This is a genomic window from Pseudomonas sp. R43(2017) (assembly GCF_002112345.1).
Taxonomy (GTDB): domain Bacteria; phylum Pseudomonadota; class Gammaproteobacteria; order Pseudomonadales; family Pseudomonadaceae; genus Aquipseudomonas; species Aquipseudomonas kribbensis.
Window position 1 is genome coordinate 677,532 of sequence record NZ_NEHJ01000001.1, and the last position, 24,234, is coordinate 701,765.

Here is a 24,234-nt window from a genome sequence, read left to right on the forward strand (position 1 = left end):
GAGTTCAGAGATGGATCTGAGTTACAGTTTTTCCTCCAGGACTTTATTGAGTTCTGCCCCGTCAATGCTCAGCGTCGCGGTGTTGAGCATGCCGTCCAGATACGCCTGGGCGATCTGTTCCTGACGTTGTGCCCGCAAGGCCTGAGTCAGTTGGTCACGCAGTTCGTCGAGGGTCGCAGTGCGGGCCGGTTGCTGTTCGGTGAGTTTGATTACGTGAAACCCGGCGCTGCTTTGCACGGGATCGGAAACCGCGCCGACCTTGAGTCGAGCGACGGCGCCGCGCACTTCCGGCACCAGTTGCTGCAACGGTTGCAGACCGGTGTCACCGCCGCGCTCGGCGGTAAGGCGATCCTGGGAAAACTCCTTGGCCATCGCTGCAAACTCCGTCGGAGATGCTTGCGCCTTCTTGCTCAGCTCCGCAGCCTGCTTGCGCACGGCCTCAAGACTCTGCGGCTCGTTCACCCCGAGGAAAATCTGACTGACCCGATACAGCGCCGGCGTCTGCCAGTTGGCCTTGCCCGCGTCATAGGCCTGCTGCAATTCGGCGGCGCTCGGATAATCCGCCGGTACTTTGCTCACCGACTGCAAATAGTCGCGGAACACGATCTGCTCAGTGGCGGCGCGGGTCTGCCGCACCACGTCCGGACGCTGCGCCCAGCCCTGGGCATCGGCCTGTTCCAGCACGGCTTTTTCGGCCAGGCGTGAACGTATCCAGCGCTCCAGCGCCTCACGATTGCCGCGCAGTTGCTCGCGGGTCTGCGGTGGAACAGCCGCCAGCAGCGCCTGCAACTCCTCCGGCGAGACCTGCTGATTGCCCAACCGCGCCACCGCCGGCCCGGCACTGGCGCCCACGACCGGCGCCGGTTGCTGGGCGGCGACCGGGTCATTGCCCGGCCGCACCACCAGCGCCACGGCCACCACCAACAGCGCCACCGCAGCGGCGCTGATCACCATGGCAGGTTTCGTCACAGCGCGACTTCCTCTTGCTCAACCTTTGGAGCCTGGGCGGCAGCGGCGTTCTGGGTGAAGTCACGCAGGTACACGATGAATTCCTGCAGCAGGCGATCCCACAGTTCCAGATTGCCGCGCAGGTAATCGCTGCTGACGCCAGCGGCCACCACCACGTCCATCTCCATCACCAGAAACTCGCCCTGCAACGACAACCGGGCAAAGCGGCGGGTCGCGTTCCACTGCTCGGCCACACCGGCCGGCAACTCACCCTGTACGCGCAGTGCGCAACTGAAGGTGAAGTCGACGTAGCTGCCCTGCTCCACCACCGCCGGGTTGCCGAAACGCACGGCATAACCGATGCCCTGACTGGCGCTGAGCAGTTGAACGATGCCGTTCTGTTCGATCTGGTTGACGCGATAACCGGCGGCTTGCAGCACTTCGGTCAGGGATTTCGGGGATACGTGGTTGATCAATTGAGTCATGACTTCTTCCTTGTTCATTAGTGTGCGAGCGCCGCTTGCGGCGCATCGAATTGTGTCTTGTACAGGTCATCGCCGAAGCCCTGAGCCAGTTCATCGAACTTGACCCGGGCGCTGCCGGCGAAGGGCTGGCGGATCTTCATCACCTCGGCCACATCGATGTTTTCGTAGGCGGTGAGGATCTGCTTGGCCACGCCGTACATTTGCTGATTCTTGACCGAACATTGCTGCACTTGTGTGTCACGTTCGGCCAATTGCGCTTGAAGCTTAGACCGTTCTGCCTCTTTGGCACGGGCCATGACCAACAGCTCGTCATAGGCCTTCTTGAACTTGCCGGTCTGCTCGTTGCTGGCCGCCACCTGCGCCTGGGCTTGGCTGTGCAGACTCTGTTGCTGCCCGGCCAGTTGCTCGGCGAGGCCTTTGGCCTTGGCAAGTTCAGCGGTCAATTGTTTGATCTGCGCCTGGGCTGCCTTGGCTTCGTTCTGCGCCGCCAGTTGCGCGGCGCTGGCCTGGGCCTGTTGGCTCTGCAGGGTTTGCAACTGCTGGGTGGTGCTGCGCAATTGCGTGCGCAGGCGTTCCTCCATGCCTTCGGCGCTGGCCCCGCTGGCGACTATCAAGCCCAGACCCAACACTAAAAATCGCGCGTTCATAACCCTCTCCCGGCGCCTTAGAAGCGCGTGTTGATCTCGAGCTGCAAGACGTCGATGTCGAACGGCGCGCCATACACCGCTTCGGTGCTCATCCAGCGGCCGGTGGCATAGACGTTCTTCGCCAGACCGTAATTGCCACCGAGGATGTAGCCCTTGGCGTTGGTGCCGCCGAGGTGGAAGGACGAGTCGTTGAAGCCGTCCGGCAAGGCATCCGGCTGGATGTACTTGTAGCCGGCGAACAGGTTCCAGTCGCCCTGCTTCTTCAGGTCCAGCGCGTTGCCGAGGGTGAACTGCACCATCCACGCATTGGCGCCGCTTTCGATGTTGCCGCTGCTGTCGAGGTTGTTGACCAGTTGCCCGGCCGAACGCTTGCGCATGTCGCCTTCGTCGTAGCCGAGGTTGTGGATGTAGTTGCCCTGGCTGCGCAGTTTGAAGTCGGCAGGCAGGTCGGCGTCCCAGACCAGGTTCAGGTCCAGCAGGTTGAACTCGGAGGCCAGGCCGACGAATTGCGGCTGCGGCGTGGTGCTCGGGTTGAGCGGGTTCGGCGTGATGTCGCGCAGCAGGAACACGCTGTTGCCCTTTTGCATGAACGCCGCGCGTGTGCCGTCGCTGTCGCAGCCCGGCGCACCGGCCCAAGGCTCGCAAGGGCTGGATCGCTGGCCCTGAATGTCTTCGAAGCGGTAGTAGGCCAACGCGCCTTTCAAGCGGTTGTTGCTGTTGATCGCCCACTTGGCGCCGACCTGCGCGCCGTACAGCCATTTGTTGTCGCTTTCTTCCTTGTCGAAGCCGTTGCTGGTGGTGGTGTCGCTGGTGTAATCCACCGGGAACGCGCCCACGGTGCCGAACACGCCCCAGTCGCGGTTCAGTTTGTGGTCGAAAATTGCCGCCACACCGTCGAAATTCAGGTCGTTGGAATACAGCATGTCGGTTGACATGAACGGGTTGCCGAAGCGGCCACCGGTCAGGGTCAGTTCATCCGACGGTTTCCAGGTCAGGTAGCCCTGATCGAGCCAGATGTCCTTCTTGGCAAAACCGCCGCCGAGGTTCTGGGTGGTCGACACCGGGTTGTTGTCCGAGCCGGTGCCGATGCGGATGCCGGCGGTCCATTCCGGCGAAATCTCCGCCTTCATGCCCAGCCGCGCGCGCAGGCGGAACAGATTGGTGCGGTCTTCACGGGTGTTGAGCAACGGCGGCAACGCGGTGCTGCTGTTGGGGTTCACGTCGTACGGGCCGTTGTTGTTGAGCCGGGCGAAGTCGACGATCTCGTTGCTGTTGCTGCCCGAGTAGTAGCGCGATTCGTCACGCAGACGGATGTCGCCGTCGAAGCTGATGCGCGACGCCCAGTCCGGGAAAGTGTTGGGCGCGGCCCAGTTTTCCTGCTTGGCGGTGGCCATGACTTCAGCCTTGACCTGATCACGGATCTGGTCGCGCACAGCGGCCGGCACGTATTGCACCCGCACATCGCCCGGTGCAGCGACCGGCCCGGCTGCCACGGCAGTGGATGCCGCAGCCTGCTTGGCCTGGGCCGCTTCGTTCTGGGCCTGAGCGATCAAGGCGTCAGCCTTGTCCTGTTTCAGAATGCCCTGCTCGACCAGCAAGCGGATCAGATTGATCGTGGCGTTCTCCGAGGGCGCAGGCGCTGCCGCGGCCTGACCGACCAGGGTCGCGATGACCATGCCGACCGCCAGGGACAATCGATTCACGTTGGAAATCATCTGCACACAACTCCTTTTCATACAGCTTTATGAATTCGGTTAACCCGGACGCCGCCCTTGCAGGGACATGCGCACAGGCAAGGTGATGGAGGCCGGTGGCCGTTCGCTCAGATGCGGCGCGTTACGCAACGCGGCCAGCACCTGCGTATCGATTTCGGGGTTGCCGCTGGACTTGACCAGTTCGACCCGGGTGATCTCGCCGACGCCGCTCAGCCACACATCGGCCTGCAACGAAAACGCGAGGTTGCGCAGGTCGGGGTTCTCACGCAGCAGCTTCTGGAAGGTGAACGCGAGGAACTGGCTGTAGGTGCCGTTGCCCACGCGTCCACCACCGGCACCGGTCATGCCGCCGCCCTTGCCCGCGCCGATGTTGAACGCGTCGTTGCCGCTCTGGGCGTCGCCGTCCATTTGCATCGGGTTGGCCAGGTCGTCCGCCGGCGATGGCGGCGCTTCTTCCTCGGGTTTCACTTCCTGTGGCTCGGGTGTCGGCTCCGGCTCGACGACTTTTTCTTCAACCGGGGTTTCCGGCTCCGGTGGTTTTTCCGGCGGCGGAGGTGGCGGTGGCGGCAACGGAATGATCGTCGGCACCTTCGGCGCCTCCCGGCGGATGCCGCTCATGTCGTTGGCCCACTGCCACAGGAACCACGCGGCGAGTGCACCGAGGATCAACCCGGCGCCCCACTTCACGTAGCGCACTGGCGACTTCTTCACCGGCAGCGGTTCGATTGGCATCTGTGCAGTCATGACTCAGCCCTGCGTCGGTTTGCCGGTGACGAGACCGACCTGGGACAGTTCGAGCCGGCGCAACAGATCCAGCACTTCGATGACCTTCTGGTACTGCACCGTGGCGTCGCCGCGCACGATCACCGGGAAGTCCGGGTTCTGCGCCTTCTCGATGCGCAGGCGTTCTTCCAGCTCCGGCAGGGTCACCGGGTAGGCGTCGAGGAACACCTGACCGCCGTCGTTGACCGAAATCGCCTTGGTCTTGGCCTCGGACAGCGACACCGCGGCGCTGGCCTTGGGCAGGTTGATCTGGATCCCGGAGACCTGTGCGGTGGCGGTGAGGATGAACATCACCAGCACCACCATCAGCACGTCCACCAGTGGCGTGATGTTGATGCTGTCTACCGCTGCATCTTCATCATCGTCGTGGGAGGCATTTACGGACGCCATGTCAGTGCTCCTCAGGCCGGTACGGAGTGGTTGGCGTGATGGCCGCGCTGGTGCGCCGCTTCACTGGACTGGCCTTCGCCGTGCATCTCCGCCAGACGGGTGATGAACTCGTCGACGAACACGCGCATGTCGGCGCTGACTTCCTTGTTGCGGGTGATCAGGCGGTTGTAGCCGAACAGCGCCGGGATCGCGACGAACAGGCCCATGGCCGTGGCGAGCAACGCGGCCGCCATACCCGGCGCAATGGCGTTGATGTTCACGTCGCCGGCCATCGCCGTGCCGAGGAACACCACCATGATCCCCAACACGGTGCCGAGCAGGCCGATATACGGGCCACCGGCGATGGCGTTGGACAGGGTCGAGAGTTTCGAGCTGAGTTGCTGGTTTTCCCGGGTGCGCACGCCGTCCATGGAGCAGCGGATGGCTTCGATGGTCGCGGCGGAAACCGACGAGGTATCGGCGCCCTGCTCGCGGCGGGTGCGGATCTCTTTCACCGCCACCTGGTACAGGCGCCACAACGGCGAGTGCTGCAGACGCTGGGCGAGTTGCGCGTCGTCGGCAAACATCTCCAAGCGAGTGCCGACCTTGGCGAATTGCACGCGGAAGTCTTCGTTGGCGGCGGTGACGCGGCTCAGGGTGCGGTTCTTGCGCAGCATGATGATCCACGACTGGAACATCATCAGCACCAGCACCGCGATGATCACCCAGGCGTCTACCGGCACCGCGTTGAGCAGGAAACCGAGGCTGCCGAAACCGAAACCGGACTGTTCTTCATCGACGCCGTAAGCCACCAGTTTCGACTCGGCGCCCTGGGAAGTGGCGTCGGCCAGCAACAGCGGTGCCGGGCGGGCAACTTTCGACAGGCGCAGTTCGTCGATGGCGCCTACGAACGGCTGGAAAGGACCTTCGTGCAGGTCGGCACCGATGGCCATGACCGAGTTGAACGCCGGCATCGCTTGAGCCAGCGCTGCGCTTTCGCGACCGTTGATGTACAGCGTCACTTTCGAACCTTCAGCGGTCAGGGCAACGTGTTGCCATTGACCCGGATTCAGCGGTTGCGTGGCCACGGCGCGCTGGCCGTCGATTTCCACGAATGGCACGCCCTGATTCACACCGACCAGCAGGCTGTTGGTGCCTTCGCGGCGAGCGAGGATCAGTTGTTCGCCGTTGGCCTGATCCAGTCGCAGCCAGGCACTGAAGGTGAAGGCGCTGCCAGCGTTGTGCTGCAACGACGGACTGGCCGGCAGCAGCAATGGCTGACCGCTGAACTGCAAGGCCCGCCCTACTACGCCGTCAATCGCGGCGCCGGTGGCGCTCTGCGCGGTGTTGCCGTAGGCGGTGGTGTCTTTGGCCGGGGTGCCGGTGGCGCCGTCGAAGTGATAGAGCGCGGTGTAATTCGGATCGAAGGTCAGTTGGCCGTTACCGGTGGCCGGGGCTTTCTGGTTGCCGTAGTACATCCAGATGTCCTGGCGCTGACCGCCCTCGACATTCGGCACATCGACCCAGATCAGCGCCATGCCCATCAGCGCGTCGAAACTTTCGATCTGGTGGTTGAGCACGGTCTTGTCATCGGCTGCGACAAAGCGCAGGTCCGAGCCGTCCTCTTTCACGCCGTCAAAGGTGAAGTTGCCGGTGTGCAGGCGCACCAGCAGCGCGGTGCGGCCCAAGACCTGATTGATCCCTGCTCCCTGAGGCGTGGTGTCGACGGCGATCTGTTTGCGGTAATGCCAGTCGTCCTGCCACCAGGCCTGAGCCGTGGCCGGGAGCACGAAGCCCAGGCAGATCAACAACGAAAGGAATAGGCGCTGCATGGAAAGTGCTCCTTGTTAGAAAGTGGCCTGTAGGTTGAAGTGCAGGCGCGATTCCTGTTTCGAGGTGTTCGGCCCTTCGAGTAGCGGGTAGCCCCAGTCGACGCTGCCGGACAGCCATTTGCTCAGGCTGGCGCGGGTGCCGAGGCCGACACTGGCCAGGGCGTAACTGGCGTCCTGGTCCGGCAGTTCGTCGCGCAGGTACAGTTGCGCGCCTTCGGCGAAGGCGTAGAAGCGCCAGTCCTGCATCCAGGTGCCGGCATACTTGGCCAGCGACGGTGTGCGGACTTCCTGGCTGAGCAATACGCCGTCATCGCCGGTGCGTTCGGCGGCCAGATAGCCGCGAACCGAGGTCGCGCCGCCGGCAGAGAATTGTTCGTTGGAAACCAGTGGCCCCGACGCCAGCTGGAACGCGGCTTTGCTCGCGCTCTGCCAGTCGTTGTCGAAGGTCCAGGTGAAACTGGTGTCGCCCTTGAGCACGGCGAAACTCGGCTTGGCGCGGTAGCGCTTGTAGTCGAATTCTTCGTCGGAGCTGCCGTAGCCGAAAATGCTGCGGGTAGCCGCAACGAGGCTCAGGCCGAGGCCGAGCTGACTTTTTTCGCTGTAGCGATAGCCGTTGTAGGCGAAGGTGAACGGCGCGTATTTCAGCGGCACCTTGTCGCTCTCGCCGGACAGGGTCAGGCGTTCGTCGAAGTCCTTGAAGTCGATGCCGGCCGACAGCGAGTTCGACCAACTGCCGCTGGACGGAATGGTGTAGATCGCCGACACACCGTAGGAATGGCCCTTGCCGAGCACGTTGCTGCCGCCGATGGTGGCAACGTTGCTGTCGGACTGGTAACCGGAGAACTGCACGCTCCAGCGGTCGGTCAGCGGCGCAGTGTAGGAGCCGGACCAGACCTTGGCGTTGTCGGTGTCCTGCGGTGCGGTGAAGTAGGTCAGGTTGATGCTGTGACCGAGTTGCCAGAGGTTGTTGTAGCCGAGGCTGGTGACGGCACGCAGTTTTTCGGTGTCGGCGCTGTAGTCGTTGTTGAGGCCGACGCTGGCGGTCCACGGGTTCTGGTCTTCGACTTGCAGATCGACGTCCATGGTGCCGGGGCGCTGACCTTCGCGCACCAGCGGCATCACCTGCCGGCCCGGGGTCTTGTTGAGTTGCGCCAGTTCGCCCTGGACCTTGGCGAAGTCCGGTACTTCGCCTTCCTTCAGCGCCGGAACGTTGTCGCGAATGTCCAGCGGCGAATAGTGTTGGGCGCCGACCACCCGCACCCGGCCGACTTTGGTTTCGCTGACTTGCAGGTAGACGATGCCGTCGGCCACTGCCTGCTCCGGCAGTTCGACGAACACCGATTGATAGCCGCGTTCCTGATAGACCTTCTGCAAGGCATCCCGCGCGCCTTCGATGTCGCTCAGGGCTTTTTGCGGGCCGAGGAACGGGTACACCGCTTCCTCGATGGCCCGGGCATCGAGCACGGTGTTGCCGCGCACGAAGTATTCGTTGACGTCCACCAGACGCTGCGCACCTGCGTTTGCGGCCTCCTCGGCGAACGCCGGCTGCGCGCCGGCCGTCACCAGCAGCCAGCCCCACAGCGCCAGCCGTGACGTGAAAATCTGCTCCACACTACCCCCTGAAATTCGCGATGACCTGTTGGCGTCTCGGCGCCCTGTGTATTGCGTCGGTTGCTGGCCGCCGTCAGTTGCTGACGTGCGGGGCGCAGGCGTGCTTGCCGAGCCAGGTGTGCAGCAGCGCGAAGTTCAAGGAGAACTCGGGCATTTGCAGCAAGGCACCGCAGAACACTTCGCCAATGATTTTCTGAATGAGCAGCACCGCACGGGGCTCGTTGAGCAGCGTGGCGATGTCGCGACTGAGGACGTTGTAGCTCCAGACTTTCTGGTTCAGGCCCAGGCCGACGAACCAGCGGAACAGCAGGTTGTAATTGAGTTGCTCGAACAGCTGCTGCTCGCTCGGCACCGAATACAACAGTTGCAGGAGCAGGATATGCATGACCGTTTGCGCCGGGATCAGCATGCCGGGCTGGGCGTTGAGCTCGTGCAGGAGTTCGGCGTGGGCGTCGAACAGGTCGTCGATCTGCGGGCGCAGCAGCACCAGCGAATGACCCGGCGGAATGTAGCTGGAAACCTCTTTCAAGGCGCCCTGCCAGTCATCCTGCGACACGATCCAGACCCACGGCGCGCCGTAGCGATACACCGAAACCGGCTTCTTGCGCGCGGCTTCGACGATCTTCGACAGGCGTTGATCGAGTTCCTGCATGCCCACTTTCGAGTAGCGTTCCATAGTCCCCATTGCCTCACTCCCGGCGTCCCGCCTCGGCTTGTGAAAAGCGCCCAAAGGGCCCCTCAAGCGCGTTACATAGGCATGACCGGACTGGCGATGTGCTACCGAACTTTTGTCATAAAAGCTTCATTACAGAATTGGAGTGAGATCGATCGGGCACCACAAAACACTGTGGGAGCGAGCTTGCTCGCGAAGGCGTCCTGTCAGTCACCTTCTATTTGGCTGACACACCGCATTCGTCGGAACGCCGCCCGGAGCAAGCTCGCTCCCACAGGGGGGATTCGTGTTGGTTTTGAGTCAGGTGTAAACGGGCCAGGTATCGACGATCTTGCCGCCACGTACCGCCAGCAAGTCACCGAATTGCAGCAACACCGCTTCGGTCTGGGTCGGCCGCAGAAAGACTTGATCCTCCACCGTCAGCCCCACGGCATTCGAGCCATTGACCATCTCCTGATTCGAGCTACGGCCATACACACCATTGCTCTGCAATCCAGGCGGCGATTCGAATTCGGCCATCCAGTTGCCGCCGTAGATGAAGAAGGTCTGGCGCTGGTTGGCGTCCCACCACGAAAACAGTTTCGACTTGTCATCCAGCGCCGGGATGTTCACCGCCCCCGTGCTTTTCAACACCGGGGTGGCGATGTACGTGGCAGGCACATGCTCTACCAGCGACGGCAGATCGTAGTGCGTCGGCTTGAGCATCGCCGTGCCCACCGACACTTCGCTGCTCAGGCTTTCGTTTTCATGCATGCGATAACTCGGGCTGCCAGCGGTGTTCAGGCACAAGCCGTCATGCCACAGCGCCGGGTATTGCTGCCGGGTGAAGTCGACGCAGCGCTGATAAATCACCATCACTTTGGCGAACAACTCCTCGGGTGAACCGAGAATCCCCGGCACGCCCATGCCCACGAACGGGTCGTAGCCCATGAACCCCGCGAATTCCAGATGCTGCGGGTTGGCGGCGATCAGCGCGAGCATCTGCCCGAGCACGTTCACGTCACTGACGCCACCCCGGTGCAGGCCGACGTCCAGTTCAATGTTGATCCGCATCCGGGTGCCCAGCCCTTGGGCCAGCGCGAGGTATTGCTGCAGGCGCTCGGGGTTGTCGATCAGCCATTGCAGCTGTTTCGCCGGGTCGAACGGGCCTTTGTGGGTCTGGTAGAACAGCTCGGCAGAACGGACCGGCAACGGCTTGCCGAGCAGGATGTCGGACTGCGGATAGACCTGTGCATCGTGATTGAGAAACGGCTGATGAAACGACATCAACCGTTGCGTCCCGGCCCGCTGGCCGATGTAGCTGAGCAGCCCCGGCGACGGCAGCGATTTCTCCACCAGGCGCAGGTGTTTGCCGCTGCGTTTCACCGACCCCATCACCACGTCGATGTTGTGGTCGAGGCGATCCAGATCAATCAACAACACCGGGCGCATCGGGCCTTTGGTCTTGAGCTCGTTGTTCAGCGCCCGGAAATATTCACTGTAGGGCCCGCCGCGATCCCCCGGCCGCAGCCATGCGCCAACGCCTACCAGCAAAGCGCCGACACCCAAAGTGCCGAGCACGAAATTACGTCGATTGACCGCCATCAGCTCACCCCCAGAATCGACGACAGATGCCCGTTGAGAAACTTGCCGCTCGGGTCCAGCGCCTGGCGCACCTGAATGAATTCCTGCCAGCGCGGGTACAACGTCTGCAAGGTCCGGGCGTTGAGCGTGTGCAATTTGCCCCAGTGCGGGCGGCCGTTGTACTTCCAGAAGATCGGCTCGACGGCGGCGAAGAAGTTGTGATGATCCATCTGATAATGCTGGTGGACCGAGATCGAACAGCTGTCGCGACCTTCGAACATGCTCAAAGGAATGTCGTCGGCCTTGACGTAGCGATACTCGATGGGAAACCAGGTACGCAGGTCCTTGTCGCGGATCAGCTTGAGAATCTCGCGCAGGCACGCCGGGCCATGTTCGGCGGGCACCGAATATTCCATTTCGTTGAAACGCACGGTGCGCACGTTGGCGTAGATGTCGAACGAGTCGCCGACCCGATCCTCGAAACTCGCCAGATGCCGCAGGCTGTTGAGCAGCGAACTGCGCAGGCCCGGGAAGTCGCTGCCGTACTTGTCGATCTTCTCGATCAGGGTCACGAACTCGTTGCCGCCCTCCTCTTCGGGCGGGATCGGCGGCGTGGCCGGGTCGGTGGTTTCGTTGAGGGCGATGGACAAGGCGTAGTCGGAATGGGTGACGACGAGCATTTCCCAGTGCTGGTTTTCGCTCGTGTTCTTGTCGATGTCTTCCAGCAATTCTTCGGTCTTGGCGATCCATTGGCGTTCGCGCAGGCGATAGGCCGGACGATTTTGCAGGCGGATTTTGGTCGCCACGCCCAGCGCGCCGAGGGACACCCGGGCGGCGTTGAACACCTCGGGATGACGCTGGCTGTCACAGTCCAGCACCTCGCCGCTGGCGGTCACCAGTTGCATGCCGCAGACGTGGGCGGAATAGGACTGGAAAGTTTTGCCGGTGCCGTGGGTGGATGTGGAAATCGCTCCGGCGAGGGTTTGGTAGTCGATGTCGGCCATGTTTTGCAGGGCCTGGCCGACGTCCTTGAGCGGTGTGCCCATGCGCGACATCGGTGTGCCGGCGGCGAATTCGGCTTGCAGGGTTTTCGGGTCGTGATCGAGCAGGCCATTGAAGTAGCTCAGCGACAGCAACGTGCCGTCGGTGGGCACCAAGGCGCTGAAGGAATGCGCCGAGCCGACCGGACGGATCTTGCCCGGTGCCTGCTGAATCACTGCCGTAAGTTCATCCAGGTTCTTCGGCGCCACTCGCGCCGCCGGCAGGCAACTCTGGCCGCCCGACCAGTTGCGCCACGGGATCAACCGGGGTGCGCGCATCAATTGGCCCAAGGCCGGATTCGTCGCCAGCGCACTGAACGCGCCGACAATGCTTGCCCGTTGCAACAGCTGACGTCGAGTCAGATCCATCGTCATGCGCGCACCCTTATTGTGGCAGCGGCTGATCGGCCATGAAGCCGATCAACTGGAGGAATTGTTCTTCCGAGCACTCGACGCACTGGCCCATCGGCGGCATACCGTTATAGCCATTGATGGCGTGGTCGAGCAGCGTGTCGGCGCCCTGCTGGATGCGCGGCTCCCAGGCCTTGCGGTCACCGGTCAGCGGTGCATTCGCGGCGGGATTGGCGTGGCAGAGCTGGCAGCTGTTGGCGTAGATCTGCGCCAGCGCCGGGTCTTTGGGCATGGCGTTGCCAGTGCTGGCCGGGGGTTTGGGGTCTTCGCCGCAGCCGGCCAGTGCAGCGACCAGCATCAGCGGCAATATGATTCGGGATGCCCGCATAACGATCCTCGCGTGGGGTGCCACTTATTGTTGTGATCACACCTTAAGGCAGCGACGGCGTCGGGTTGAGGGCAATGCGGGCCAGTGAAGGGGGCAAACGGGGACAGTCGGGATGCTTCTCGGCATCGGCTAAACGATGGCAATTTTGCTGAGCCCTCTGCCCTGCGCCTTTGCGTGACATTCGCGTGACATTTGCGGGTTTAAATTGCAGCGCGTTCAGGCGTATAACCTGTACAGACTTTTCAATTGGCAAGCAGGGTAGCGACATGACCACAGCAAACATCCTTGGCAATCTGTTCCCTTCTGTCAGCGACCTCCCGGAAAAATACCGCCTCGACGGTCAGGTCGAACAACGCGAATACCTGGTCGATGGCCAGTTGCGCCGCTGGGACGGCCCGCTCGCCACCGTGCGCAGCCCGGTCTATCTGCACGGCGAAAGCGGCGACGAACAAGTGATCCTCGGCAGCACGCCGCTGCTGGACGCCGACACTGCCCTCACTGCCCTCGACGCCGCCGTGCGCGCCTACGACCGGGGCCAGGGCCTGTGGCCGACCATGCGCGTAGCCGAACGTATCCAGCACGTCGAAGCCTTCCTCGGGCGCATGCGCCAGCAGCGCGACGCAGTGGTCAAGTTGCTGATGTGGGAAATCGGCAAGAACCTCAAGGACTCGGAAAAAGAGTTCGACCGCACCTGCGACTACATCGTCGACACCATCAACGCACTGAAAGAACTCGACCGCCGCTCCAGCCGTTTCGAGCTGGAACAGGACACCCTCGGCCAGATTCGTCGCGTACCGCTTGGCGTGGCGCTGTGCATGGGCCCTTACAACTATCCACTGAACGAGACGTTCACCACGCTGATTCCGGCGCTGATCATGGGCAACACCGTGGTGTTCAAACCGGCCAAGCTCGGGGTGCTGCTGATCCGGCCGCTGCTCGAAGCCTTCCGAGACAGCTTCCCCACCGGCGTGATCAACGTGATCTACGGCAGCGGCCGCGAGACCGTCAGTGCACTGATGGCCAGCGGCAAGATCGACATCTTTGCCTTCATCGGCACCAACAAGGCCGCCAGCGACCTGAAAAAACTGCACCCGAAACCACACCGTTTGCGCGCCGCACTGGGGCTGGATGCGAAGAACCCCGGCATCGTCCTGCCGGAAGTGGATCTGGACAATGCTGTCAGCGAAGCCGTCACTGGCTCCCTGTCGTTCAACGGCCAGCGTTGCACTGCGTTGAAAATCCTGTTCGTGCATGAAGACGTGGTCGAAAGTTTCATCGAGAAATTCAACGCGAAACTGGCCAGCCTGAAACCGGGCATGCCGTGGGACAGCGGCGTGTCGCTGACGCCGCTGCCGGAGTCGGGCAAGGTCGATTACTTGCACGGTCTGGTCGCCGATGCCCAGAGCAAAGGCGCCCAGGTGGTCAACCCGAATGGCGGCGAGTCGCGGGAATCATTCTTCTATCCGGCGGTGCTGTACCCGGTGACGCCGCAGATGCGTGTGTATCAGGAAGAGCAGTTCGGCCCGGTAGTGCCGATCGTGCCGTACCGTCACCTCGATACCGTGATCGACTACGTGCTGGAGTCGGACTTCGGCCAGCAACTGAGCATCTTCGGCACCAACCCGGTAGCAGTCGGCCGTCTGGTCGACACCTTCGCCAACCAGGTCGGACGGATCAACCTCAATGCCCAGTGCCAGCGCGGCCCGGACACCTACCCGTTCAACGGGCGCAAGAACTCCGCCGAGGGCACGCTGTCGGTACACGATGCGCTGCGGGTGTTTTCGATCCGTACGCTGGTGGCGACCAAATTCCAGGAACCCAACAAGGACCTGATCAGCGAAATCATTCGCGGGCGCGATTCGAACTTCATCGCCACCGACTACATCTTCTGAGGAGGAATCACCGCTGAGCACTTTCAGCCCCCACCGCTGGCCGCCGCTGTTGCGGCGGATTCTGCGGCCATTGCTGGACCCGTACCGTCGCTACCGGCATGCGCGGTTGATTCACGCGGTGCGGGTGGCACTGGGGTTGCTGGCGACAATCCTGCTGACCACCGGCATCAACCTGCCCCACGGCGAATGGGCGTCGGTGACCATGCTGGTGGTGATCGGCGGTTTGCAGCATCACGGCAACATCGGCAAGAAAGCCGCCGAACGCGCCACCGGCACCTTGATCGGTGCCGGCGTCGGTTTGTTGCTGGTGGCGCAACAGGCCTGGCTGGGAATGCCATGGCTGACCTATTTCGCGATGGCGGTGGTGTGCGGATTCTTCTCGTATCACGCAATCGGCAAGGGCGGCTACACCGCCCTGCTCTCCGCCATCACTGTTTTTATCGTCGCCGGGCATGGCGACAACCCGATCACCGACGGGCTGTGGCGCGGGGTCGATATCCTGATCGGTATCGCCCTGGCTTTGGCCTTTTCCTTCGCCCTGCCGCTGTACGCGGTGTATTCGTGGCGCTACAACCTGGCCGATGCGTTACGCGATTGCGCCACCGTGTACGGGCGGATCATCAGCGGCGAGCCGGTTTCGGCCGATGAACATCTGAAACTGATGGGCCGGTTGAACACGGTGATGGTGCAACTGCGTTCACTGATGCCGTCGGTGTCCAAGGAAGTGAAGGTCTCGATGACCGAACTGGACGCGATCCAGCGCAACCTGCGCATGTGCATCAGCACCCTGGAAATCCTCGGCAATACCCGGCCGGACACCAGCGACCCTGAAGCGATGGCCCATCTGCAATCGGCGTTGAAGGCCGAACATCGGCAGATCCGTGTGCAACTGATCGGCATGGCCCGGGCCTTGAAAACCGGTGCGACTCAGCGCCTCGGGCGCCCTGTGGAATTGCCGAACGCCAGCCTTGATGCGCCGCTCTACAGCCCTCTCGACGGTTACCGTCTGCTGACCCGGCAACTGGCGTCCAACATCGGCGAGATGCGCCAGCGCCTGGCGAAAACCGCGCCGCGCTGGAACATCTGAGGGTTACTGCGCCGCCAGACGTCGCGACTTGAAACCCCAGCCCTGTTGCATGCCGGCGGCGGCCAGCAGGATTGCCGCTACGCCGATCCATTGCAGGGTCTGCAGTTGATGGCCGAAGGCAAACCAGTCGACAAAAATCGCCGCAATCGGATAAATGAACGACAGTGCGCCGGTCAGTGCCGTCGGCAGTTTCTGGATCGCGCCGTAGAGCAACACGTACATCAGACCGGTGTGGACGATGCCCAGCGTCACCAGGCTGGCCCAGGCACTCGGCGCCTGCGGCAGCGCGTTCAAGTGGGCGAACGGTGCCAGCAGCAACACACCAGTGCAGACCTGGATCAGCGCGATCAGGTGTGGCGGCGTGCCAGTCAGGCGCTTGATGATCAGCGCAGCGATTGCGTACAGGAACGCCGCCCCCAGTGCCAGCGCAATGCCCATCAGGTAATCATTGCCGCCCTCGCCCTGCCCGCCGTGGGCACTGACGATGGCCAGCATTCCCATAAAGGAAATCGCCAGCCAGAACAGTTTTTGCAAAGTGATCTTCTCGCCCAGAAACAGCGCCGCCAATCCCACCAGCATGAACGGCTGCACGTTGTACACCGCCGTGCCGATGGCGATCGAGGCTCGGGAATAGGAGGCGAACAACAGCACCCAGTTGCCGACAATCGCCATGCCGCTGAGCACGGCCAGCAGGAACGTGGTACGGGTCAGAATACCCGGGCGCAAGAAACCGAAAGCGGCGCAAATCAGCAGCAAAGTCCCTGCGCCGAATACGCAGCGCCAGAACACCACGTCCAGCACCGGTTGCCCGGACACCAGCACAAACCAGCCGATCGTCCCGGATATCAGCATGGCAGCGGTCATTTCGAATGAGCCGCGACGGATTGTTTTGTCCATCATCAATCTCCTTAATGTGTGGCAAAAGTATGCCAAGCGAGACCGGGGCTTCTCCAGCGCAAAAAGCAGGCTAAACTCGATTTCCGCCTTTTTTATCAAGGGTGGTTTGCGTCATTCGCCTAATGCGGGAGTTATTTGTATGACCGACGATATTGACCAGATCCTGATCGGAGCCTTGATGGAAGACTCCCGACGTTCGCTCAAGGCCCTGGCGCAGATCAGCGGGCTGTCCTCACCGAGTGTGGCCGAGCGCTTGCGCCGACTGGAAGAGCGCGGCGTGCTCAAGGGCTATACCGTGGAGATCGACCCGAAATGCTTCGGCTACCAGTTGCAGGCCATCGTCCGCGTAAGACCGCTACCGGGGCAGTTGCAGGAAGTGGAACGGCAGATCCTGTCGATTCCCGAGTTCACCGAGTGCGACAAGGTTACCGGCGAGGACTGTTTCATCGTCCGCCTGCATGTGCGGTCGATGGAGCAGCTGGATACCTTGCTCGATCGCCTCAATACGCTGGCCGAGACCAACACCGCGATCGTCAAGAAGACTCCGGTCAAACGACGATTGCCGCCGATGGCCTGAGCAGCGTAGATTGAGTTTTTCCGGCGAAGGATTGGCGGCATGAAAATTCAGGCAATGATGCTGGCGGTGTTGATGCTGGCTGGGTGCGGGACGGTGCAGACCGTGGCGTTCAGTGACAAGCACTCCACTGAGCAGTTGAAAGCGAACAAATCCTACTGCGGCGCCGTACCACGCATTTACAGCGGCGTGACTTACGACTTCTGCTTGCTACACGCCGAAAAGCCGGATGATGTCGATGCGTTCAACTACAAGAACGCGACGCCGGGCCTGCTGGTCGATGCGGCCGTGTCGGGAGTGCTCGATACATTGCTGTTGCCCTACACGATCTATAAGCAACAGGCCGATGGCAGCATCGTGATCAATTGATCGCCTGCTCTCTTTTTCGCAGACAACAAAAAACCCGCTCTCGCGGGTTTCTTGTTTTTAGCGGTGTAGCGATCAGTCGTCGCGGCTCATGATGCCGAAGATCTGCAACAGGCTGATGAACAGGTTGTAGATCGATACATACAGGCTGATGGTCGCCATGATGTAGTTGCGCTCGCCGCCGTGGATGATGGCGCTGGTCTGGAACAGGATGCAGACCGACGAGAACAGCACGAAACCTGCGCTGATCGCCAGTTGCAGGCCGCTGATCTGGAAGAACATGCTCGCCAGCGTTGCACCCAGCAACACGAAGAAACCTGCGGTGATGAAGCCACCGAGGAAGCTCATGTCCTTGCGGGTGATCAGTACGTAGGCCGACAGACCACCGAACACCAGTGCAGTCATCGCGAACGCGGAGCTGACCACTTCAGCGCCGCCCTGCATGCCCAGGTAACGGTTGAGGATCGGGCCGAGCAGGAAACCCATGAAACCGGTCAGGGCAAACGCCGACACCAGGCCCCAGGCCGAATCACGGAGTTTGTTGGTGAGGAAGAACAAGCCGTAGAAACCGATCAGCACCACGAAAATATTCGGGTAGCCGACGCGCATCTGCTGGGCCACGAAAGCCATCACACCGCTGAAAGCGAGGGTGAGCGCCAGCAAGCCGTATGTGTTGCGCAGGACGCGGCTAACCTCTAGCTGCTCAGCCTGCACGCTGTTGTGAACTGCGTAATCCTGTTCGCGCATGGCGACACTCCTGTTGGTTTGAAACGTTCAGTCGCAAAGATCATAACAGACGCTCTGTAACAAGCCATGCACAGAGTTTGACAGTGTGTTTCATTCAGGTATTATGGCGCCCGCAACGCAACGGAGGTGTGGCCGAGTGGTTTAAGGCAACGGTCTTGAAAACCGTCGACTGTAACAGGTCCATGAGTTCGAATCCCATCGCCTCCGCCATATTTGATACGACAAAGCCCTGATTATTCGGGGCTTTGTCGTTTCTGGCGTTCGGAAAATTCTGCGCCACTCAGGAAGCGTTCCATAACTATTCTGGACGTGTTCCATAACTAACCACTTTGCCCCCCTCCACGGCGTTCTGCCGAACGAAGACCAATCCCAAATCCTACAGCTCGTCGCTTCGCACTCGCCCACATCACGCGCCTCGATTACTGTACATGCATACAGCATTTGTACAGCGATCCGTTCCATGAATTTCGATCAAGCCAAATCTCTTCGGCTCCAGCGATGGCGCGCCACTCTCGACGATCACGACTTTCGCATGCAAAACCCCGAAGGACACCGGGAAGCACTCCATGAGATGGTCGAGGCCTTACATGCAGAGGGCCTGATCGACCAGCTTGAGCAGTTCGACATGAACGAGATGGCGGACGCTGCCTACTGGCACGCCGTTGAAGAGCTGCAGAACTCGCCAGGCCAATACCGAGGAGCATCGACCTACAACGTTGTGCACGTCGACGACGGGAAGCTGTTGGCTACGATCAGCCGCTCGATCTTCAACTTCGCGACAGAAAAGCCGCGTGGTGCGTCCCGAACCTATGACGGGAAAGTGTATTCAGGCCCGGAAGGGATACACCTGAACCTGGGCATCTCCCGGAATGTCGGCACGATCTCAGGGCTGACGCTGGAAATGCATGGCCAGTGCTATCAACTGATCGAGACTGAACGAGTAATCGGAGGTGTCGAATTCCGGCCCATCGATGACCCTGACACCTACCGCGCGCTTGTGGATGCTGCCCAGGTCGCGCAGGAAGAGCGCGATCTGAGTGCGTTTGAAAAGGTGCGGCCTCACATCGAATCGGCAGCGTTCTGCATCTGCCCGGCATGCTTCGATCGATTTGGCGCGCGCGATGACTGCCAGACCTGCGCCGGAAAAGGTTTTGTGACAAAGCCGGCACCTGCGGGTCTACGCTGAAAGATCATGCGAGGATCTGACAATGTGCGGACGACTCTCCCAGTACAGCGGCATCCACGACTTCGTGGCAGCGCTCAGCATGCCGAACGCCTTGATCAACTCAACCGGCGAGCAGCCTCTCGAGCGGTACAACGCCGCGCCGACCGCCCAGCTTGCCCTTTTCCATCAGGAAGGCCAGTTCCTGCACGCGGACATGGTTCGCTGGGGATGGCGCCCGCACTGGGCCAAGGATCGCGCCGCGCCGATCAATGCCAGGGTGGAGAAAGTCGCCCACGGCCCGTTCTTCCGCGCAATCTGGCCCCACCGGGCAATCATCGCGATCAACAACTGGTTCGAGTGGGTTGACGAGGGTGGCCCGAAGAAACAGCCGTACCTGATCCGGCATCTGGATCAGTCGCCAATCCTCTGCGCCGCGATCGGTCAGTATCCAAACGAAGAACATGACCCGGGCGAGCATGACGGTTTTGTCATCATCACCGCCGACAGCGCCGGCGGCATGGTCGACATTCATGACCGGCGGCCGGTCGCCCTTTCGCCGGAGTTGGCCAGAGAATGGTTGGACCCGACCACACCGAAAGAGCGCGCCGAGCAAATGGTACTGCACCAGGGTGAGCCGGCTGAGGCGTTCGAATGGTTCAAAGTTGACCGGGCAGTGGGAAATGTCCGAAACCAAGGACCTGGCCTGATTGAACCGGCAGCTTGATTCAGAACTGCGAAAGCGTTTTCAAGCGCTCCACCAGCGCCGCCTCAAAAATGATGTACAGCCTTTCCGCGTCGCCGGCACGCAAGGCCCCGCCGGTTTCCAATCCCAGCACGAAGCCATCCGCACGTGCCCCCGCCTTCACAGCGATAATCATCGAATCTGCTCTGACAATCTGCGCCAGCAGCCGGTCCGCCTCTCGCTGCATCTTCTCGCCAAGCACCACACCTTCCAATCCAGCCACCCATTACCTTCAGTGCGACATCCAATACATCACAGCGATTACCGCTGATACCCAGATGATCGTCAACACAATCGAATATCCAGCTAGCTGCTTGTCCATGCGCACCGATTCATCAACAGGAATCTAAATCATGGGTCAAGGTCGCTCAGGTCGCAACTGTGGCGCTGAGCCATCAGTCAGTGTGCGGATATAGGCCTGACACGCTTGCAGCGCTATCAGTCCCCGGTCGCCTTCGTCGGTGATGGCGACAATTCGTTGAGCATGCGCTGGGTCAAGTTGGGCGCGTACGGCTGCATGATCCACGCCGCCGGTGCCGGCGGTGGCTGGCACACGGCAGCCTTTGGCAGCGTCGGTTGCGTCGAGGAGGACTGACAACCGCAAATCAGCGGTAGCAAGGCGATCGCGCAGCAGAGCCTGGTCTTTTTGTGCATGGGTCATCTTCTCGAAGTGGGTTTGATCGCTGGCCGCCAGCCGCTGCTCCAGGGCCAGCCGCTTGTCTTGCTCGGCCTGCTGCGCGGTCGCGGCGGCCTGGGTCAGCTGGTTGAGGGTTTCGGTGTGCAGTCGGGCCTGCTCGGCAAGTTGGCGGCCATAGCGCCAATCCTGGAACTGCCAGGCGCTGCCTGCGCCGATCAGCACCAGTACAAGCGCGCCGATCAACTTCCACGGCACAGCAATCACGCCAGCACCTGCAATGCCTTCTCATAGAAAGCTTGGCGCTCAGCGGCACCATTCGGAGTGCGCCCGCGCCTGCCGGTGTTGATGATGCTGCCGATGTTCGCGTTGTCACCGGCGTCGGCCAGCGTGTTGAGCCCATGCGTGGCCCACCACCAGGCCGCCGACATTGCGGCATGCTGCGGCAGCTCCAGCAGCTCAGGTTTATTGATCAGGTCCAGGCCCAGCGCTTCGCCGCACTCGGCGTAGTTCGCCCGGCCGGTGATCTGGATCAGGCCCCGGCCGCAAAACTTCCTGCCATCACCTGCCACGGTGTTGCCCAGGTCTTTGCGGCCCTCGTACCCAAGCTGGGCATCTGTCGGCCCCCAAATCTCGCGCACCCAGCGCAACTGGCCGGATTCGTGTCCGGTCTGGGCGATGAACGCAGCAACACGCTTCGTCCCGACGATCTGGTAACGCTGCATCGCCGTGTTGAGGGCAGGTGCAAAAACGCCGGCTTTGGCGCCGGCGTTCGGGAGGATATGCAGCAACTGCTGCTGAGTGATGGGCATAGGTTTCTCCAGACAAAAAAATACCCGCTCAGTGGCGGGCGCTGTGTCATTGCGGTGTTACTGGGGCCTGATCGGCCGGTATCCAGAGTCAGGAAAATGCTCGGCGCCGGTTTTCCATTTGCGGACTGCGGTTCGATATCCGAGCCATTGCACGCGAGTGCCCGGGAGCGTACCGGTATCCTGACCTGTTGCTTCGGCTTCCTCGATCGCCATTAACTGGTTGTTGATCAGCGATATCTCTTGATCGCGCCAGGCGTCCTCTGCTGAAGCCTTTTCCGCCCGAGCGGACGCATCCGCCACGATATCCAGAAGCTCCTGGGGGATTTCCTCGCAATATGTCTCCCCTTCGTTCAAATCCATTCCTTCGTTGATTGCTCGCCATCCGGCGGCGGTTATTGCATAGGGCATGTTGATCACCTGTCGAAGTAGTAGCCGTGAACGAGGGTGAACACAGCAGCCGCCGCCAAGCCGAAGTATCGGAACTGCTGCTCGACACCCGCTCCACGACTCAAATAAAGGTCGTATTGAGTGGTCGGTCCGGTGCTGTAGCCAACACCCCATGACGTGCTGCTCAACGCCGTAGGGCTGTCGCTGCTACTGAAGTACAGCCCGGTACCGGCATAAACCGAGGCCAGCACCGTGTGCCCTGATCGAGCTACAACAGCAGCGCAGCTGACCGACGTGGGAGTCGTGGCGGCCGTCCCTGTCAGAACCAAAAACGGGGCTGTCGTCAGGTTTTCAATGTAGCGGATGAAGTTCCGCCGCCCCTCATGGTGAAACTTCCAGATTGCGGCGTTGTTGGCCGTGAGAAAGCTACCGATGTATCGGCGAGTCGCGTCACCGGTTTTCTGACTGGCAGAGCCGAAATACGGATCTGGCAGCGCGGTGCTGGAAATTTCAATGTCCCCCACGCCAGCATTGTCGAACAGGTAGACATGATGAAACGCCGAGGCTGACAGGGTGGGCGAAAGGGTCTTGTCGGCCGTGAGCGTCACATTCCGGCCCAGCGCCGGCACGAATGCCGAACCAGCCTTGATTTTGATGGATGTTAGAGAAACGAACTCCATCACCAGCCCATCGATGTAGCCACGGCCAACCCCGCCAGTCGCGGCGGCCGATGCTCGATAGTAGGAGAGGCAGCGCCAGCTACCGCCCCCCAGAGACTCGAAAACAGCCGAGTCACCCGCTGCTGTAATCACATTTTGCGCGCCGGGCAGCAAAAGCGATGTCGCGTTGTGGGTTAGCGTCAGCGCTGCGGCGAACACCAGGGTGCGCCGGGCGCCGGCAGCGATGACATCGAAGCCTTGAATACCCGTAGTTCCGGTAATTCCGATGGTATTTGCGGCAGCAGCGCCAATGGCCACTACTGCCGCACTGGCCAGTGAAACTGGAACGGCCAGATTGAGGGCTCCGGTCAGCTTTCCACCGGCTGCCGGCAGCTTGGCAGACACTTGTCCCTGCAGCTTGCCCAGAGCCACCAGGAGTCCGTCCGCGGGCAACACTGCCGAATCAACGAAGCTGATCCCGGTCAACAACTCAGCCATCATCCGTGCGCGAGTGCAGTACTTGTTGCTGCTGCCTTCGGGCAGTCCGTCGGTATCCGTCAGGCCAGCCAGTTGTTCTCCGAATTGGTTTACCAGCGCCCGGAGCGCATCTGCCGAATCTTTGACGTACCCCTGCATAGGCGCCAGCGCGTACGCCCCTGAGGCGTTCGTCGAGCCCTGATAATTTGGCGCGATAGAAAGAGCAGTGTCACTGGCGATGTTGGTCACTTCGTACCAGCCACCATCGGGGCCACGAAACGCATCGCCGACCCGCGAATTCGCGATGAACGAGGTTCCCGCGCCGATCACCGCATTGGAATTTTGGACGACAGAAACCGTCCCGGCTTTGTACCAGGGCATGGCGTATTCCTTATAGGTCTAGACCTCCTGCTTCGCGAAGAGCGCTGGCAGGAAAAATGCGAATGGGTTGTTGGCTGCAACGGTTACCGCGTAGAGCGTACCGGTAGAAAAATCCCAAGTGCAGGCAAGTTGTCTGGGTATGACCCCACCTGAAACCATTGTCATACCGAAGTTGTTGATCAGCATGAATTCGTTCTGCGGAAAGCTAAACGGAACCGAATAGTAGTTTCGGTAAAGACCCTGATCCGTCATGTCTGATTTGATGTAGGTCCAATTCTGAAATGCGCGAGTGAACGTTGCGTTCGGCGTCCCAGAGTCGAAGAGCATTTTGCCGGCGCCATCCCAAAGCCGCATGCCATAAAGCGCAACGGCTTGAGCCGCGAACGCAGCGACGAAATAGCGGCCGTTCGGCAGCGCGGTGGCGCTGCTGTACGTCCTCACATAAAAACCAATCCAGTTACCCGCTGACCCGATCAGCCGCATGTTGCTCAAACCAGCGATCGCGGCGCTGTTGTCAGGCCGGACAAAAACCAAGGGCGGCTCTTGGGAAGTTACCGGCCTTGCGAAATAAGTGGTTGAGCCCATGCCGGCTTCTTCAGTCGGCGCATATCTTCCGCTGGAGATCACCATCAACCGGGCAAACTCCGAGTCGATAGTGACCACGTTGCTGTTGTTTGTGAATTGAAGGCCGTATCCCGCCATCAGTTGAACCTCATTACGATCAGTCGCATCGTCCCTGACGCGATCGTACTGGCGTACCCCCGCGTGTGGTTATAGACCCTCGCCACGTTGTCGACGAGCTCGGTTTCGAACTGCTGTTGCTGGTCGGTGTAAGGTCCGATGGGAACAACAATGGCACGCCGTTCCCAGGCCCAACGCCAGGTACCGAAAAGTCCTGGTTGGTCTTCGCGGCATTACTGAAAGTCACCAGCGTCGACAGCACCACCCGAATGGTGAATGAGTTCTCATCGATCTGAAGGGCACCGTCGGCGCCCCAAATCCGCATTCC

At 61.2% G+C, this 24,234-nt stretch carries 26 protein-coding genes, 1 tRNA gene and 1 pseudogene; 7 read left to right on the forward strand and 21 right to left on the reverse strand.

What is annotated here, in order from left to right; translation table 11 throughout:
- Positions 1–21 precede the first annotated feature (21 nt).
- The 12 genes from CAG02_RS02910 to CAG02_RS02965 form a co-directional block, all read right to left on the reverse strand.
- On the reverse strand, positions 22–969 hold the full coding sequence (locus CAG02_RS02910; protein ID WP_085708244.1) for a peptidylprolyl isomerase: 948 nt from the start codon (positions 967–969) through the stop codon (positions 22–24).
- Positions 966–1,433, reverse strand: a complete 468-nt coding sequence (locus CAG02_RS02915; RefSeq protein ID WP_085708245.1) for a YbjN domain-containing protein — start codon at positions 1,431–1,433, stop codon at positions 966–968. Before CAG02_RS02915 ends, CAG02_RS02910 begins: the two co-directional genes overlap by 4 nt.
- Before the next feature lie 17 nt (positions 1,434–1,450).
- Positions 1,451–2,080: a DNA repair protein gene (locus CAG02_RS02920; protein WP_085708246.1), complete on the reverse strand. Its 630-nt coding sequence runs from the start codon at positions 2,078–2,080 to the stop codon at positions 1,451–1,453.
- A gap of 17 nt (positions 2,081–2,097) precedes the next feature.
- Positions 2,098–3,795 (reverse strand): putative porin, encoded by a 1,698-nt coding sequence (locus tag CAG02_RS02925; protein WP_085708247.1) that lies wholly within the window; start codon positions 3,793–3,795, stop codon positions 2,098–2,100.
- A 39-nt stretch (positions 3,796–3,834) separates the two neighbouring features.
- Positions 3,835–4,539, reverse strand: coding sequence for an energy transducer TonB (locus CAG02_RS02930; protein WP_085708248.1), 705 nt, complete (start codon positions 4,537–4,539; stop codon positions 3,835–3,837).
- Between the two features lie 3 nt (positions 4,540–4,542).
- The gene (locus tag CAG02_RS02935) at positions 4,543–4,968 is read right to left on the reverse strand and encodes a biopolymer transporter ExbD (protein WP_007955109.1); all 426 of its coding nucleotides are present in this window, start codon (positions 4,966–4,968) and stop codon (positions 4,543–4,545) included.
- An 11-nt stretch (positions 4,969–4,979) separates the two neighbouring features.
- Positions 4,980–6,779: a DUF2341 domain-containing protein gene (locus CAG02_RS02940; protein WP_085708249.1), complete on the reverse strand. Its 1,800-nt coding sequence runs from the start codon at positions 6,777–6,779 to the stop codon at positions 4,980–4,982.
- A 15-nt stretch (positions 6,780–6,794) separates the two neighbouring features.
- Positions 6,795–8,390: a ShlB/FhaC/HecB family hemolysin secretion/activation protein gene (locus CAG02_RS02945; protein ID WP_085708250.1), complete on the reverse strand. Its 1,596-nt coding sequence runs from the start codon at positions 8,388–8,390 to the stop codon at positions 6,795–6,797.
- A 73-nt stretch (positions 8,391–8,463) separates the two neighbouring features.
- Entirely contained in the window at positions 8,464–9,075 is a 612-nt protein-coding gene (locus CAG02_RS02950; protein ID WP_085708251.1) for a transposase, read from the reverse strand.
- A 288-nt stretch (positions 9,076–9,363) separates the two neighbouring features.
- Entirely contained in the window at positions 9,364–10,572 is a 1,209-nt protein-coding gene (locus CAG02_RS02955) for a DSD1 family PLP-dependent enzyme (RefSeq protein ID WP_170931564.1), read from the reverse strand.
- Positions 10,573–10,646: 74 nt separating this feature from the next.
- Positions 10,647–11,975, reverse strand: coding sequence for a D-arabinono-1,4-lactone oxidase (locus tag CAG02_RS02960; RefSeq protein ID WP_170931565.1), 1,329 nt, complete (start codon positions 11,973–11,975; stop codon positions 10,647–10,649).
- 76 nt (positions 11,976–12,051) lie between these two features.
- Positions 12,052–12,405 carry a cytochrome c5 family protein gene (locus tag CAG02_RS02965; RefSeq protein WP_085708254.1) on the reverse strand — a complete coding sequence of 118 codons (354 nt, stop codon included), beginning with the start codon at positions 12,403–12,405 and terminating at the stop codon, positions 12,052–12,054.
- A gap of 266 nt (positions 12,406–12,671) precedes the next feature.
- Between CAG02_RS02965 and CAG02_RS02970 the strand changes: the two genes are divergently transcribed.
- Both CAG02_RS02970 and CAG02_RS02975 read left to right on the forward strand, forming a co-directional pair.
- Entirely contained in the window at positions 12,672–14,297 is a 1,626-nt protein-coding gene (locus CAG02_RS02970) for an NADP-dependent glyceraldehyde-3-phosphate dehydrogenase (protein WP_085708255.1), read from the forward strand.
- Between the two features lie 46 nt (positions 14,298–14,343).
- Complete coding sequence (locus CAG02_RS02975; protein ID WP_170931566.1) at positions 14,344–15,384, forward strand: FUSC family protein; 1,041 nt, start codon at positions 14,344–14,346, stop codon at positions 15,382–15,384.
- Between the two features lie 3 nt (positions 15,385–15,387).
- Here CAG02_RS02975 and CAG02_RS02980 read toward each other — a convergent pair whose 3' ends face one another.
- The gene (locus CAG02_RS02980) at positions 15,388–16,281 is read right to left on the reverse strand and encodes a DMT family transporter (protein WP_085708257.1); all 894 of its coding nucleotides are present in this window, start codon (positions 16,279–16,281) and stop codon (positions 15,388–15,390) included.
- Positions 16,282–16,420: 139 nt separating this feature from the next.
- On the opposite strand from CAG02_RS02980, the gene CAG02_RS02985 reads away from it, so the two are divergent.
- Positions 16,421–16,858 carry an Lrp/AsnC family transcriptional regulator gene (locus CAG02_RS02985; protein WP_085708258.1) on the forward strand — a complete coding sequence of 146 codons (438 nt, stop codon included), beginning with the start codon at positions 16,421–16,423 and terminating at the stop codon, positions 16,856–16,858.
- Between the two features lie 39 nt (positions 16,859–16,897).
- Positions 16,898–17,224, forward strand: coding sequence for a YceK/YidQ family lipoprotein (locus CAG02_RS02990; RefSeq protein WP_085708259.1), 327 nt, complete (start codon positions 16,898–16,900; stop codon positions 17,222–17,224).
- A gap of 72 nt (positions 17,225–17,296) precedes the next feature.
- Here CAG02_RS02990 and CAG02_RS02995 read toward each other — a convergent pair whose 3' ends face one another.
- Positions 17,297–17,968 (reverse strand): Bax inhibitor-1/YccA family protein, encoded by a 672-nt coding sequence (locus CAG02_RS02995; RefSeq protein ID WP_027613775.1) that lies wholly within the window; start codon positions 17,966–17,968, stop codon positions 17,297–17,299.
- 122 nt (positions 17,969–18,090) lie between these two features.
- Between CAG02_RS02995 and CAG02_RS03000 the strand changes: the two genes are divergently transcribed.
- The 3 genes from CAG02_RS03000 (at position 18,091) to CAG02_RS03010 (ending at position 19,857) form a co-directional block, all read left to right on the forward strand.
- Positions 18,091–18,178 (forward strand) — tRNA-Ser (locus CAG02_RS03000).
- A 250-nt stretch (positions 18,179–18,428) separates the two neighbouring features.
- Positions 18,429–19,154, forward strand: coding sequence for a hypothetical protein (locus tag CAG02_RS03005; RefSeq protein WP_085708260.1), 726 nt, complete (start codon positions 18,429–18,431; stop codon positions 19,152–19,154).
- 22 nt (positions 19,155–19,176) lie between these two features.
- On the forward strand, positions 19,177–19,857 hold the full coding sequence (locus CAG02_RS03010) for an SOS response-associated peptidase family protein (protein WP_085708261.1): 681 nt from the start codon (positions 19,177–19,179) through the stop codon (positions 19,855–19,857).
- Between the two features lies 1 nt (position 19,858).
- Here CAG02_RS03010 and CAG02_RS03015 read toward each other — a convergent pair whose 3' ends face one another.
- The 7 genes and pseudogenes from CAG02_RS03015 to CAG02_RS29950 form a co-directional block, all read right to left on the reverse strand.
- A complete protein-coding gene (locus CAG02_RS03015; RefSeq protein WP_085708731.1) occupies positions 19,859–20,089 on the reverse strand; it encodes a hypothetical protein in 231 nt (76 codons plus the stop codon).
- A gap of 144 nt (positions 20,090–20,233) precedes the next feature.
- Positions 20,234–20,773 (reverse strand): lysis system i-spanin subunit Rz, encoded by a 540-nt coding sequence (locus CAG02_RS03020; RefSeq protein ID WP_085708732.1) that lies wholly within the window; start codon positions 20,771–20,773, stop codon positions 20,234–20,236.
- Positions 20,773–21,321: a glycoside hydrolase family 19 protein gene (locus CAG02_RS03025; protein ID WP_085708262.1), complete on the reverse strand. Its 549-nt coding sequence runs from the start codon at positions 21,319–21,321 to the stop codon at positions 20,773–20,775. Before CAG02_RS03025 ends, CAG02_RS03020 begins: the two co-directional genes overlap by 1 nt.
- A 57-nt stretch (positions 21,322–21,378) precedes the next feature.
- On the reverse strand, positions 21,379–21,729 hold the full coding sequence (locus CAG02_RS03030) for a hypothetical protein (protein ID WP_085708263.1): 351 nt from the start codon (positions 21,727–21,729) through the stop codon (positions 21,379–21,381).
- A gap of 5 nt (positions 21,730–21,734) precedes the next feature.
- A complete protein-coding gene (locus CAG02_RS29945) occupies positions 21,735–23,225 on the reverse strand; it encodes a hypothetical protein (RefSeq protein ID WP_256576878.1) in 1,491 nt (496 codons plus the stop codon).
- Between the two features lie 18 nt (positions 23,226–23,243).
- A complete protein-coding gene (locus CAG02_RS03040; RefSeq protein ID WP_170931567.1) occupies positions 23,244–23,930 on the reverse strand; it encodes a hypothetical protein in 687 nt (228 codons plus the stop codon).
- Positions 23,927–24,231 (reverse strand): annotated as a pseudogene (locus tag CAG02_RS29950) (hypothetical protein). The gene CAG02_RS03040 and the pseudogene CAG02_RS29950 overlap by 4 nt, the downstream one beginning before the upstream one ends.
- Positions 24,232–24,234 lie beyond the last annotated feature (3 nt).